The sequence below is a fragment of the Martelella limonii genome (assembly GCF_013344475.1).
Lineage (GTDB): Bacteria > Pseudomonadota > Alphaproteobacteria > Rhizobiales > Rhizobiaceae > Martelella > Martelella limonii.
This window is the reverse complement of the sequence record NZ_JABUOU010000001.1, coordinates 334368-347135: the sequence shown is the minus strand read 5'-3', so window position 1 is coordinate 347135 and position 12768 is coordinate 334368. Positions and strand designations below refer to the sequence as shown.

The 12768-nt window shown below is 61.8% G+C and carries 11 protein-coding genes and 1 tRNA gene; 8 read left to right on the top strand and 4 right to left on the bottom strand.

Annotated features, from left to right (window positions below; translation table 11 throughout):
• Positions 1–32: 32 nt before the first annotated feature.
• From map to HPQ62_RS01615, 4 genes are all read left to right on the top strand, one after another.
• Positions 33–866 carry a type I methionyl aminopeptidase gene (gene map, locus HPQ62_RS01630; protein ID WP_174801403.1) on the top strand — a complete coding sequence of 278 codons (834 nt, stop codon included), beginning with the start codon at positions 33–35 and terminating at the stop codon, positions 864–866.
• A gap of 35 nt (positions 867–901) precedes the next feature.
• The gene (gene radC / locus HPQ62_RS01625; protein ID WP_174800762.1) at positions 902–1705 is read left to right on the top strand and encodes a RadC family protein; all 804 of its coding nucleotides are present in this window, start codon (positions 902–904) and stop codon (positions 1703–1705) included.
• Between the two features lie 185 nt (positions 1706–1890).
• Complete coding sequence (gene sthA, locus HPQ62_RS01620) at positions 1891–3309, top strand: Si-specific NAD(P)(+) transhydrogenase (RefSeq protein WP_174800761.1); 1419 nt, start codon at positions 1891–1893, stop codon at positions 3307–3309.
• 3 nt (positions 3310–3312) lie between these two features.
• Positions 3313–4116: an aminoglycoside phosphotransferase family protein gene (locus HPQ62_RS01615; RefSeq protein ID WP_174800760.1), complete on the top strand. Its 804-nt coding sequence runs from the start codon at positions 3313–3315 to the stop codon at positions 4114–4116.
• 118 nt (positions 4117–4234) lie between these two features.
• Here the strand turns inward: HPQ62_RS01615 and tig are convergent, their stop codons facing one another.
• Both tig and HPQ62_RS01605 read right to left on the bottom strand, forming a co-directional pair.
• The gene (gene tig, locus HPQ62_RS01610) at positions 4235–5806 is read right to left on the bottom strand and encodes a trigger factor (RefSeq protein WP_174801402.1); all 1572 of its coding nucleotides are present in this window, start codon (positions 5804–5806) and stop codon (positions 4235–4237) included.
• 198 nt (positions 5807–6004) lie between these two features.
• Positions 6005–6080 (bottom strand) — tRNA-Thr (locus HPQ62_RS01605).
• A gap of 165 nt (positions 6081–6245) precedes the next feature.
• Between HPQ62_RS01605 and HPQ62_RS01600 the strand changes: the two genes are divergently transcribed.
• Complete coding sequence (locus HPQ62_RS01600; protein WP_174800759.1) at positions 6246–7019, top strand: NAD kinase; 774 nt, start codon at positions 6246–6248, stop codon at positions 7017–7019.
• Positions 7020–7089: 70 nt separating this feature from the next.
• Here the strand turns inward: HPQ62_RS01600 and HPQ62_RS01595 are convergent, their stop codons facing one another.
• The gene (locus HPQ62_RS01595) at positions 7090–7683 is read right to left on the bottom strand and encodes an NUDIX domain-containing protein (RefSeq protein WP_174800758.1); all 594 of its coding nucleotides are present in this window, start codon (positions 7681–7683) and stop codon (positions 7090–7092) included.
• Positions 7684–7798: 115 nt separating this feature from the next.
• Here HPQ62_RS01595 and HPQ62_RS01590 point away from each other — a divergent pair, with 115 nt between their 5' ends.
• Positions 7799–8659, top strand: coding sequence for a 23S rRNA (adenine(2030)-N(6))-methyltransferase RlmJ (locus HPQ62_RS01590; RefSeq protein ID WP_174800757.1), 861 nt, complete (start codon positions 7799–7801; stop codon positions 8657–8659).
• Positions 8660–8663: 4 nt separating this feature from the next.
• Positions 8664–9266: a glutathione S-transferase family protein gene (locus HPQ62_RS01585; protein ID WP_174800756.1), complete on the top strand. Its 603-nt coding sequence runs from the start codon at positions 8664–8666 to the stop codon at positions 9264–9266.
• 152 nt (positions 9267–9418) lie between these two features.
• On the opposite strand, the gene HPQ62_RS01580 is transcribed toward HPQ62_RS01585, so the two are convergent.
• Positions 9419–10063: an outer membrane protein gene (locus HPQ62_RS01580; RefSeq protein ID WP_174800755.1), complete on the bottom strand. Its 645-nt coding sequence runs from the start codon at positions 10061–10063 to the stop codon at positions 9419–9421.
• Between the two features lie 680 nt (positions 10064–10743).
• Between HPQ62_RS01580 and uvrC the strand changes: the two genes are divergently transcribed.
• Positions 10744–12753 (top strand): excinuclease ABC subunit UvrC, encoded by a 2010-nt coding sequence (gene uvrC / locus HPQ62_RS01575; RefSeq protein WP_174800754.1) that lies wholly within the window; start codon positions 10744–10746, stop codon positions 12751–12753.
• The last annotated feature ends 15 nt before the right edge of the window (positions 12754–12768 follow it).

Genomic DNA, 12768 nt, shown 5'->3' with positions numbered 1-12768 from the left:
GGACGCACGCCCAGGCGGTGCAGAGGATGACCATGGTAAATTACGTCGACGCGGCCACCGCGCCCTTGAAGAATGACGGTTCGATCCGCCTTTATGACGCGGCCGGTTTCGACAAGATGCGCCAGGTCTGCCAGATCACCGCGCGTTGCCTCGACAGCCTGTACGATCTCATACAGCCCGGCGTCACCACCGCCGAGATCGACCGCCACGTCTTGCAGTTCGGCCTCGACAACGGCGTGGTGCCGGCAACGCTCGGCTACCGCGGTTACAAATACTCAAGCTGCACCTCCATCAACCATGTGGTCTGCCACGGCATGCCGAACGACAAGCCGCTGCGCGACGGCGACATCGTCAATGTCGACGTCACCTACATTCTCGATGGCTGGCATGGCGATTCGAGCCGGATGTATGCGGTTGGCCAGTTGAAGCGCGCGGCAGAGCGGCTCCTTGAGGTCACCTACGAATCGCTGCTGCGCGGCATCGCGGCCGTAAAACCCGGTGCGCGCACCGGCGCGATCGGCGAAGCGATCCAGAGTTACGCGGAAAGCGAGCGCTGCTCGGTTGTGCGCGATTTCTGCGGCCACGGCGTCGGCCGGCTTTTCCACGATACGCCGAATATCCTGCATTACGGCCGCACCAATGACGGGCCGGTGCTGAAGGAAGGCATGATCTTCACCATCGAGCCGATGCTCAACATCGGCAAACCGCACGTCAAAGTGCTGAATGACGGATGGACGGCTGTCACGCGCGACCGCTCGCTGTCGGCGCAGTACGAGCACACTGTGGGCGTTACCAAGGATGGCTGCGAGGTCTTCACGCTTTCGCCGGGCGGCCATGACCGGCCGGGTCTGAAGCCCCGGCCTTAGCCGCCTGCCTACCGGGACATCGCCAGGGGAGCCGCATGAAAAAGCCACCTGCCAAAGACAAGCCCGCCCTGCCCGGCATGCAGGAGGACGGCCCGGACGAGCGCGCATTCTTCGCCGATCAGCCGCCGGAACGCCCGTTCCAGGGCGGCGAGATCCGAAGCAAGACGGCGAGCCACGTCCACGGCCATCGCGACCGCCTGCGGGCCCGCTTTCGCGAGAGCGGCGCCAATGCGCTTGCCGATTATGAAATCCTCGAGCTGTTGCTGTTTCGCCTGATCCCGCGGCGCGACACCAAGCCGATCGCCAAGGCGCTGATCGAACGGTTCGGCTCGCTCGGCGGCGTCTTCGGCGCACCGGCAGAGCTTCTGCAGGAGGTCCCGGGCATCGGCGAAAGCGTCGCCTTCGATCTGAAGCTGATGTCGGCGCTTGCCCAGCGCAGCCTCAAGAGCTCGCTGAAGGAGCGGCCGATCCTTGGCTCGTGGTCCTCGGTGATCGACTATTGCAGTGCCGCGATGGCGCACGAGACCCGCGAGCAATTCCGACTTCTCTTTCTCGACAAGCGCAACAAGCTGATTGCCGATGAAATCCAGGGGATCGGCACGATCGACCATACGCCGGTCTATCCGCGCGAGGTGATCAAGCGCGCGCTCGAGCTTTCGGCAACAGCCATCATCCTCGTCCACAACCATCCATCCGGCGACCCGACGCCCTCGCGCGCCGATATCGACATGACGCATATGATCATCAACTCGGCAAAACCGCTTGGCATCACGGTGCATGACCACATCATCATCGGCAAGGACGGATATGTGAGTTTCAAGGGTCTGAAGCTGATCTGAGGCCATGGACTCCTGTTGCAGCTTATGGCTGTATGTTATCAAAATATCACGGAGCGGGACCATATTGCGCCGCAAAGCCGGGCGCTGTTGCGGCGCGGGAAACATTTCCCTTCAACGGCGAAACATTCTAAATGTGCCACACGGCATTTTCATCGGCATTTGAATACTCAAATCGAGGTGGTTTCATGAATTCTTACGATCTGGTCGTCATCGGCAGCGGCCCGGCCGGCCGGCGCGCTGCGGTGCAGGCCGCCAAGCTCGGCAAGACGGCACTCGTCATCGACAAGGGATCGCAGGTTGGCGGCGTCTCCGTCCACACCGGCACCATCCCTTCCAAGACGATGCGTGAAACCGTGCTGAACCTCACCGGCTGGCGCGAACGCGGCTTCTATGGCCGTTCCTACAAGGTGAAGCAGAAGATCACCGCGGATGACCTGCGCGCACGGCTGATCAAGACGCTCGATTACGAAATCGATGTGCTGGAGTGGCAGTTCGAACGCAACCGGGTCGAACAGATCCGTGGTTTTGCCCATTTTGTCGATGAACACACCATCGAGATCGAAAAGGACACTGGGGAGATCCAGCGGGTTCATGCCAATGCCGTGCTGATCTCCGTCGGCACCAGGCCCTATCGTCCGCCGAACGTCCCCTTCGACGGAAAGACCGTGCTCGACAGCGACGAACTCCTCAACATCCCGCAAATTCCGCGCTCCATGATCGTCGTTGGCGCTGGCGTTATCGGCATCGAATATGCAACGATCTTTTCCGCGCTCGACACCCAGGTGATCGTGGTCGAGCCGCGCGACAGCATGCTCGACTTCATCGATCGCGAGATCCGCGACAATTTTGCGGCCCAGCTGCGCGACCGCAACGTCAAGCTTCTGTTCGGCGCCGGCGCCGACAAGGTCGAGAAGATTGCAGACGGCAAGGCGCGCGTGACGCTGTCGAACGGCCGCGTGCTGATGGCCGAATCGGTGCTGTTTGCGGCTGGCCGCCAGGGCGCCACCGATACGCTGAACCTGCAGGCCGTCGGCCTTGAGGCCGACCGGCGCGGGCGGATCAAGGTCGATCCGATCACCTTCCAGACAGACGTTGCGCATATCTATGCCGCCGGCGACGTCATCGGCTTTCCCGCCCTTGCTTCGACATCGATGGAACAGGGCCGCATCGCCGCCCGCCATGCCGTCGGCGCGGAAGCCGAGGAGCCGCCGCAATTCTTTCCCTACGGCATCTATGCCGTGCCGGAAATGTCGACCTGCGGCATGACCGAGGAGGAGATCCAGGAGCGCGGCATCGCCTATGAATGCGGCGTTGCCTTTTTCCGCGAAACGTCGCGCGGGCATATCATGGGGCTTCAGAACGGCCTCCTGAAGATGATCTTCTCATTGAAGACCCACCGCCTGCTTGGCGTCCACATCGTCGGCGAAGGTGCGACCGAGCTGATCCACATCGGCCAGGCGGTTCTGAACCTCAAGGGCACGGTCGAGTATTTCGTCGAGAACACCTTCAACTATCCGACCCTTGCCGAGGCCTACAAGATCGCTGGCCTCGACGCGTCCAACAGGATCGCGATGCTGGAGGCCGCCCAGCAGCAGCAGGGCTGAAACGTGTTTAGCGAACAGATTCGGGCGTGGGCTCTCACGCCTGCGGGCGCGGCGATCACCACTGCGACCGGCACGCTGTTGCCGGTTGAGGCTGGCGGGACGCCCGCGATGCTGAAGCGGTTTACCGATCCGGAGGAAGCGCGCGGCGTCGGCCTGCTCACATGGTGGGATGGCGAAGGCGCTGTCCGTATACTCGCCGCTGCAAACGACGTCATCCTGATGGAGCGTGCAACCGGGCCGGCCCTGAGTGCTCTGGCGCTTGCGGGCGACGACGAGAGGGCCTGTGGCGTGCTCTGTGATGTCGCAGCAAGGCTCCATGCCGGCCGCACCTCGCCCCCGCCCCCGCTTGCGCCGCTTGCGCCGCGCTTCGATGCCCTGATGCGCCGCGCGGAAAGCGACCCACGTCTTTCACCAGCGGCAGCGATTGCCGCGCAACTGCTTGAGCAGCCGGAGGACATCCGCCCGCTCCATGGCGATCTGCACCACGACAATGTCCTCGATTTCGGTGCGCGCGGCTTTCTCGCGATTGACCCCAAGGGGCTCGTCGGCCCGCGCGCTTTCGACTTCGCCAATATCTTCTGCAATCCCGATCTCGCCCACCCAGACCAGAAGATCGCACGCGATCCGGCACGTTTTGCCCGCAGGCTCTCCCAGATTTCCCGAGCGGCAAAGCTCGATCCGCAACGACTGAGGGCCTGGATCATCGCCTGGTGCGGCTTGTCGGCCGCCTGGTATCTGGAAGACGACAACCGGCTTGCAGATATTCCGCTCGAGATCGGCAGGATCGCACGCCAAGCGAAGGGCTGACCTGCGGAGCGTCGAAAGCCTGGACGAGCAGGAGAGCAACTGAACGGTTTTCCTGAAAGCAAAACGCCCGGCACTTTCATGCCGGGCGTTCGCAATCAGTTCGAGAAGAAGCGAGGACTCAGGCCTCGTCAGCCTTCTTCTTCGGAGCGGCCTTCTTCTTCGGCGCAGGCTTTTCTTCGCCCTCGGCATCGGCCTTCTTGGCAGCAGCCTTCTTCGCCGGCGCCTTCTTGGCGGCAGGCTTTTCCTCGGCGGCGTCTTCAGCCGCTTCGTCAGCCTTGGCGGCAGCCTTCTTCGGAGCAGCCTTCTTCTTGGCGGCGGGCTTCTTGTCTTCAGACGCTTCGCTCGAAAGCTCGTCCTCGTCGTCCGCCATCAGCTCTTCCTTGGAGACCGTGACATCCTTGACGTCGATGTTTTCGAGGAGATGGTCGACGACCTTCTCTTCGAAGATCGGCGCGCGGAGCGATGCCTGGGCACCGGGGGTCTCGCGGAAGAACTTCAGGATTTCCTGCTCCTGACCGGGATACTGGCGCATCTGGTCGTACAGCGCGCGCTGCATTTCCTCGTCAGAGACCTGAACCTCGGCCTTTTCGCCGATCTCGGAAAGAACGAGACCAAGGCGGACGCGACGCTCTGCAAGCTTGCGATAGTCGGCGCGGGCGTCTTCTTCGGTCGTGTCTTCATCTTCGAAGGTCTTGCCCGAACGCTGCAGGTCGGCCTGGACCTGGCGCCAGATGTTTTCGAACTCGGCGTCAACCAGGGACTGCGGCGCTTCGAAGGAATACTGGGCGTCGAGCTGGTCGAGGATCTGACGCTTTACCTTCTGGCGGGTGAACTGGTTGTACTGGCCAACGATCTGCTCGCGCACGATTTCGCGCAGGCGGTCGGCCGATTCCAGACCCAGCTTTTCGGCCAGGGCATCGTTGATTTCGATTTCACCGGCTGAGGCCACTTCCTTGACGGTGACGTCGAAGACGGCTTCCTTGCCGGCGAGGTGCGCTGCCGGATATTCTTCCGGGAAGGTTACCTTGACCTGCTTTTCATCACCGGCCTTGGTGCCGACGAGCTGCTCTTCGAAACCCGGGATGAAGCGGTTGGAACCGAGCACGAGCTGCGAATCGGTATCCGTGCCGCCATCGAAGGCTTCGCCGTCGAGCTTGCCGACGTAATCGATCGTGACGCGGTCGCCGTTGGCGGCCTTGCCCTTCTTGGTTTCGTATTCGCGGGCGTTCTCGGCAACGGCCTTGACCTGCTCTTCGACTTCCTCATCGGAAATCTCGACAACCGGACGCTCGACCTTCAGGCCGTCGGTCGGCTGCAGATCGAACTTCGGCAGGACCTCGTAGGAGACGGTGAATTCGAAATCCTGCTCGCCGTTGAGAACCTTGTTGGCCTCGGCTTCGTCCTCGGTCATGTCGATCTTGGGCTGTCCGGCAGCGCGTTCGCCACGCTCGGCAATCACGGCCTGCGGCTTTTCCTGAAGCGTCTCGTTGACGATCTCGGCCATCACCGACTTGCCGTAAAGCTTCTTCATGTGCGACATCGGCACCTTGCCCGGACGGAAACCGTTGATGCGCACCTTGTCCTTGGCCTCGGCCAGGCGTTCGTTCATGCGCGCCTTCAGATCATCCGCAGGAACTGTGATCTTGATTTCGCGCTTCAGCCCTTCGGCGAGCGTTTCGGTTACCTGCATATCCATACCTTCATTTCATATCGGCCAGACGGCCGTTGGGTTACATGCGCAAACGCGGCGCTCATGGCCGGGCGCGACTTCTTGCAATATCCTCGGCATTTTGACAAGCTTTTCCGGGCTTGGGCAAAATGGCGCCAGGGCGTTGACCTGCGGCAGACGTCGCCTTCGACGCTATACACGGTCCCCTTAAAAGCGGCTTGGTGCCCCCGGCAGGATTCGAACCCGCGACCCTCTGATTACAAATCAGATGCTCTACCAACTGAGCTACAAGGGCATTGGGCATGCCCACTATCAGATTTGGTCCCTCTGTAAAACGAAAAAATCACCTATTCAGCCTGTATTTTGGCCAATGCGGCCAAGAACACTGATCATCAGGGCTTGCAAAACATGGCCCGCTCGGGTGATCTGGCCCCGCGCCAAACGCGAACGGAAGAGCAATATGCCAAAGACCAGTCCCGCCCTCTGCTTTCTGTCTTCCGGAACAGAGGATGCCGAGGCCGCCCTCAGTGAACTGACAGGGCTTTATGGCAATGTCATGCCGGAGGAAGCGGATTATATCGTGGCGCTCGGCGGCGACGGCTTCATGCTGCAGACGCTGCATGAATACATGAATTCCGACCTGCCGGTCTATGGGATGAATCGCGGCTCCGTCGGTTTCCTGATGAACGAATATTCGACGGAAGATCTGATCGCGCGGCTTGAAGCCGCCGATGTCAACGAGTTCCGGCCGTTGCGCATGACGACCAGGAATGCCGATGGCTCATCCTCCATCGCGCTCGCGATCAACGAGGTCTCGATGCTGCGGCAATCCCACCAGGCAGCCAAGCTCCAGATCAGCGTCGATGGCCGGGTGCGGCTGCCGGAGCTTGCCTGCGACGGCATTCTGGTGGCCACGCCCGCAGGCTCCACCGCCTACAATCTTTCCGTCCACGGCCCGATCATTCCGCTCGAGGCGCCATTGCTTGCGATCACGCCGGTGAGCGCGTTCCGCCCGCGGCGCTGGCGCGGCGCGCTGCTGCCCAATACCGCCGTAGTCGATATCGCCGTGCTCGAACCCGAAAAGCGCCTCGTCAACGCCTTTGCCGATCACACCGAGGTCAAGCACGCGGTCCATGTGCGGATCGAGCAGGACCCTGACGCCCGCGCCAAGGTGCTCTCGGACCCGAACCGCTCATGGTCGGAGCGGATCCTCGCGGAACAGTTTTCGGATTGAGGCAAAACGCTTCCGGAAAGCGGCATCCCGGCGGAGAAAGGACGGCGCTTTCTTTCTCCTTGAGCTCCAATCAGAGCCCGAAAACCTGCCGGTTCATCGCGGCCCATTGCAGCATGACGACCGTCTTCGCGTCCGAGATCGCACCGGTGGCGACCATGTCCATCGCCTCCTCCAGGGAAAGCGTGACGAGTTCGATGTCCTCGTGCTCGTCGGCAAGACCACCGCCCTCGGCCACGCGCATCGATGCGTCGACAATGGCCGTATAACAATGGATCTTTTCCGTCATCAGGCCGGGCGCGCTGACAATCCGGTAGGCGGGAATCAGCGTTTCGACCGCATAGCCGGTTTCCTCGCGCGCTTCGCGAATTGCAGCCTCGTCGGGCGTTTCGCCCTTGTCGATCAGGCCGGCAGCCGTCTCAAGAAAGAAGCCGTCCCCCTCGCCCATCGCATAGACCGGCACCCGGAACTGGCGCACCAGCACGAACCTGCCGAGATCCCGGTCGAACACCAGAACCGCCGCCGCTTCCGGCCGCTCGCTGACCTCCCAGCTGCGTTCGATGTCCCGCCCCTTGCTGTCATGGTAGCGGAAGACATATTCGACGATCCGGTTCCAGCCCTCGAACAACGTCTTCCTGCTGATAATGTCGACACGATCGGAGGCCATCGGAATATCCTTTCGAAATGAAGGGGAGCGGGCAAGGCCGGGCTGAGGGGCGCTGCTTGTAAAGCCGTGCCGACAGTCATAATAACATTCGCGCCGAAGGCAATGCGAGGAAGCGATGAACTACCGCCATATCTATCACGCCGGAAACTTTGCCGATGTGCTGAAACACGCCGTGCTTGCCCATGCGATCCGCTATTTCCAGAACAAGGAGGCAGCTTTCCGCATTCTCGATACCCATGCCGGGATCGGCGAATACGACCTGTCGAGCGTGGAAGCGGAAAAGACCGGCGAATGGCGCGACGGCATCGGCAGGCTGATCGAGGCGGACCTGCCCGAAGATGTCGCAAGCCTGCTCGCCCCCTATCTCGACTGCGTGCGTGCCATGAACCCCGAGGGCGGAATAAAATCCTATCCGGGATCACCCCGGCTCGCCCGCATGCTGATGCGCAGGCAGGACCGGCTTTCGCTGATGGAACTGCACCCCGCCGACTTCGAAACGCTGCACAGCGCCTTCGAGGGCGATCACCAGGTACGCGCCACCCATCTCGACGGCTGGCATTCACTCGCAGGCCACCTCCCGCCAAAGGAACGCCGCGGCATCGTGCTGGTCGACCCGCCCTTCGAGGCGCCGGGTGAATTCGACCGGCTCGTCGACGGGCTTTCGAAGGCCTATCGCCGGTTTGCGACCGGCACCTATCTACTCTGGTACCCGATCAAATCCGGCGCGCCGGTCCGCCAGTTTCATGATGCACTGAAGGAGCTCGCGATCCCGAAAATCCTCTGCGCCGAGCTGACTGTGAAGAACGAGGCCGACGGACTTTGCGGATCCGGCATGATCATCGTCAATCCACCCTATACGCTGGCACGCGATCTCGATATTCTGCTGCCCTATCTCAGAACCTGCCTGAAGCAGGACCGTTTCGCCCGGGCCGACCATTTCTGGATCGCGGGCGAACAGATTGCGGGAAAGACTTGAAATCATGAAACTTTTTTATTCCCCGGCCTCGCCGTTCTCCAAGAAGGTGGTGATGGCCGCCTTTTATATGGGGATCGATCTCGAGCTTGAAGTCTCCGCGACGCCGGACAATCCTGCCGATCTCCTGGCGGCCAATCCGCTCGGCAAGATCCCGACGCTGGTGACCGATTCCGGCGAAACCTATTACGACAGCCGCACGATCATGCATTACCTGAACGGGATCGCCTCGGACGACGCGCGGATCTATCCGCGCACGCCCGAAAAGCGCGCGATGGTGGAGCGCACCGAGGCGCTTTGCGACGGCATCTGCGAGGCGGCGGTTCTGACGATCTACGAAAAGCGGTTCCGCACGCCCGAGACCTTTCATCAGCCCTGGGTGGACCGGCAATGGGAGAAGGTGCGGCGCGGCCTCGACTATCTCGACGCCCATCCACCGGAATTCGGAAAGCGGCTCAATGCCGGCCATTTTGCGCTTGCCAGCACGCTTGGCTATCTGATGCTGCGCTTTCCGGGCCAATGGGAAGAACACCGCGTGCGCCTCACCAATTGGCCGTCGGAGTTCGAAACGCATTTCCCGGATTACCGGCACCTTCGCCCGCAGGCCTGAAAGCCTGCCGCAAGGCAAGGAAAAGCGTTTGGCGGCAAGCTGACGGGACTGTCTTCCGGCAGACAGTTGCAAGCGCCGCCCCGCCCCTCCGGCGCAACGAAAAAGGCCCGCCTTGCGGCGAGCCCTTTCCTGTACCAGCGGATATCGGGTTCTTAGAAGTGAACGCCGAGACCGACCTTGACGGTGTTTTCTTCAAAGCCGCGCTCATAGGTCGCGCCGTTGAGCTTGAAATCCTGCTTGCCGTAATCGGTGTAGCGGTATTCCACGCGTGCCGAGATGTTCTGGGTCAGCATGGCTTCGGCACCGGCGCCGACCGTCCAGCCCCAGCCCATCTGGGTATCCTCGGCGCCGGTCTGCTTGCCGGTCAGCTTGGAACCGGCGAGACCGGCCGTACCGTAAAGCAGCACCGGATCCATGGCGAAGCCGACGCGGCCTCGCAGCGAGCCATTGATGCCCTGCTCCATCTTCACGTTCGGGAACACGACTTCGCTCTGGCTCGAGGTCGCGAGATCGGCTTCAACGCCGTAGACGATGCTGCCGCTCTGCATGTTGTAGCCGCCGAACAGCGTGCCGCCCCAGCCGTCTGCGTCGAAATCGCCTTCATTGAACGTGCCCCAGTCCCAGTTGGCGGCGCCACCGACGTAGAAGCCGGCCCAGTTCTTGGCCTGTACCGGCGGGGCGTAGCTGACCGGGCTCGGCTCATAGGGGGTGGAGACGATGGCGTCCGCGGCCTGAGCCGCACCAGCGCCTACCATTGCCGCCAATGCGACGGCGGTCGTCGTTTTGAAATTCCGCATCTTGTCTCTCCTTGATCGCAACGATTGCATTCCCTGCAAATGCACTTGCTAGATGAGATAGGCCCCTGTTCTGATCTTTTCAATACTGTGCAAATTAACCTTATTGCCATCGTTAATGAGGCGTTTACTCGGAATATCCGCATGAAAAACACGGTTAATACTTGATTTATTCATAAGGACGCGTTTCGCGGAACAAGTGCTCCCGAGCCGGTCTGAAATACAAAAGCCGCCATCAGACCTGCCGTTTCTTCAAAAAGGCGGGACGGAACGGCTTTCAGCCGACCAACGCTGTTGCAATGCAGCATAAATCCGCCCGGCGGCAGGGATCAGCGAGAAGCGACGGGGCCTGTCGTGGCAAGTCAGATGCTTGGGCCACCAGCAATTGCGGCCTGAATGTGGCGGAATGCACCGTCCCTACGTTGAGAACCGGGATGTTCGTATGTGCAGACGTTCCGAACATCGTCCGTTCTGGCCCTCCATACGCACGCCCGACACCCAAAAATCGGCGGATGGCTGATCAGCATTTTGAAAGCGGGATCGAAACTCCTATCTTAGGGACAGAAGCTGCGTCCTGCGGGCGCCGATTCGCGATTGAACGCCCCGATCACGGGCCAGAAGACCGCGCCCGTTCTCGGGCAGCGCCTGGCCCTCACATCACCGCACAGGACGGGTAGGACGGAATGACACGCAAGGCGCCCGATGGCGGCATTGTTTACGAAGAGACCGAAGACGACGACGGCTTGCCGGAGCCTGCGCCATCCTCCGCCGATGCCATCGAGTGGAACGACGCGGCAAGCGAGCAGCATGAGCTGAAGGGCGCGGCGCTGATCGGCGAATTCGTCAAGCGCCTGCCGAATGCGCCGGGCGTCTACCGCATGTTCAATGCCGCGGGCGACGTGCTCTATGTCGGCAAGGCGCGCTCGCTGAAGAAGCGCGTCACCAATTACGCCCAGGGTCGCGGCCATTCCAACCGCATCACCCGGATGGTGAGCCAGACGGCCCACATGGAATTCGTGACGACCCGCACGGAGACCGAGGCGCTGCTGCTTGAAGCCAACCTTATCAAGCGCTTGCGCCCCCGCTTTAACGTCCTGCTGCGGGATGACAAGTCGTTCCCCTATATCCTGATCACCGGCGATCATGAAGCGCCTGCGCTCTACAAGCATCGCGGCGCCCGCGCCCGAAAGGGAGATTATTTCGGCCCCTTCGCGTCGGCCGGCGCGGTGGGGCGCACCATCAACGCGATGCAGCGCGCCTTCCTGATCCGCTCCTGCACCGACAGCGTCTATGAAAGCCGCACCCGCCCCTGCCTGCTCTACCAGATCAAGCGTTGCGCTGCCCCCTGCACCGGCGAGATCTCGAAAGAGGGCTATGACGCACTGGTGGATGAAGCCCGCGCGTTCCTCTCCGGCAAGAGCAAGCAGGTGCATGCGGAGCTTGCCGGCGCCATGAACGAGGCCTCGGAGAATCTCGATTTCGAACGGGCGGCGATCTACCGCGACCGGCTATCGGCGCTTTCCCACGTGCTTGGCCATCAGGGCGTGAACCCGGCCGGGATCGAGGAAGCGGACGTGTTCGCGATCCACAATGAAGGCGGGCTTTGCTGCATCCAGGTCTTCTTCTACCGCACCGGCCAGAACTGGGGAAACCGGGCCTATTTCCCGAAGGCCGACCCGTCGCTTTCGGGTGCGGAGATCCTCAACGCGTTTCTCGCCCAGTTCTACGACGACAAGCCGATCCCGCGGAATATTTTCCTGTCCGAGGAGATCGAGGAACAGGCCCTCCTGGAGCTCGCGCTCTCGGAACGGGCAGATCGCAAGGTGCAGATCACCGTCCCCAAGCGCGGCGAAAAGCGCGAGGCGGTCGAACACGGCCTTGCCAATGCCCGCGAGGCCCATGGCCGCAAGCTTGCCGAAACCGCAACCCAGGCGCGGCTGCTGGAAGGCTTTGCGACCACGTTCGGCCTTGACCGGCCACCAACACGCATCGAGGTCTACGACAATTCCCATATCATGGGCACGAATGCCGTCGGCGGCATGGTGGTGGCGGGCCCGGACGGCTTCGTGAAGACGCAATATCGCAAGTTCAACATCAAATCGACCGAGATCACCCCCGGCGACGATTTCGGCATGATGCGCGAGGTCATGACGCGGCGGTTTTCACGCCTGATCAAGGAGCACGGCATACCGGATGGCAGCGCGCCCCCGGAGAGCGAGGGCGAACAGCCCTTCCCTGCATGGCCGGACGTGATCCTGATCGATGGCGGCCAGGGCCAGATGACGGCGGTGCGGGCCATTCTGGACGAGCTCGGCATCCGCAATGCCGTGACGGCGATCGGCATCGCCAAGGGCGCCGACCGCGAGGCCGGCCGCGAGCGCTTCTTCATGGATGGGCGCGCCGATTTCGCGCTGCCGCCGCGCGACCCGGTGCTCTATTTCATCCAGCGGCTGCGCGACGAGGCCCACCGCTTCGCCATCGGCTCGCACCGGGCGCGGCGCAAGAAAGAAATGGTCAAGAACCCGCTGGACGAAATCGCCGGCATCGGCCCGTCACGCAAGCGCGCGCTGCTGCAGCATTTCGGTTCGGCAAAGGCCGTGTCCCGCGCCGGCCTCTCGGATCTTGCCGGCGTCGACGGAATTTCGGAAGCCATGGCGAAGCTGATCTACGATCATTTTCATGAGGGAAGCTGAAAATAACGTGTTCGG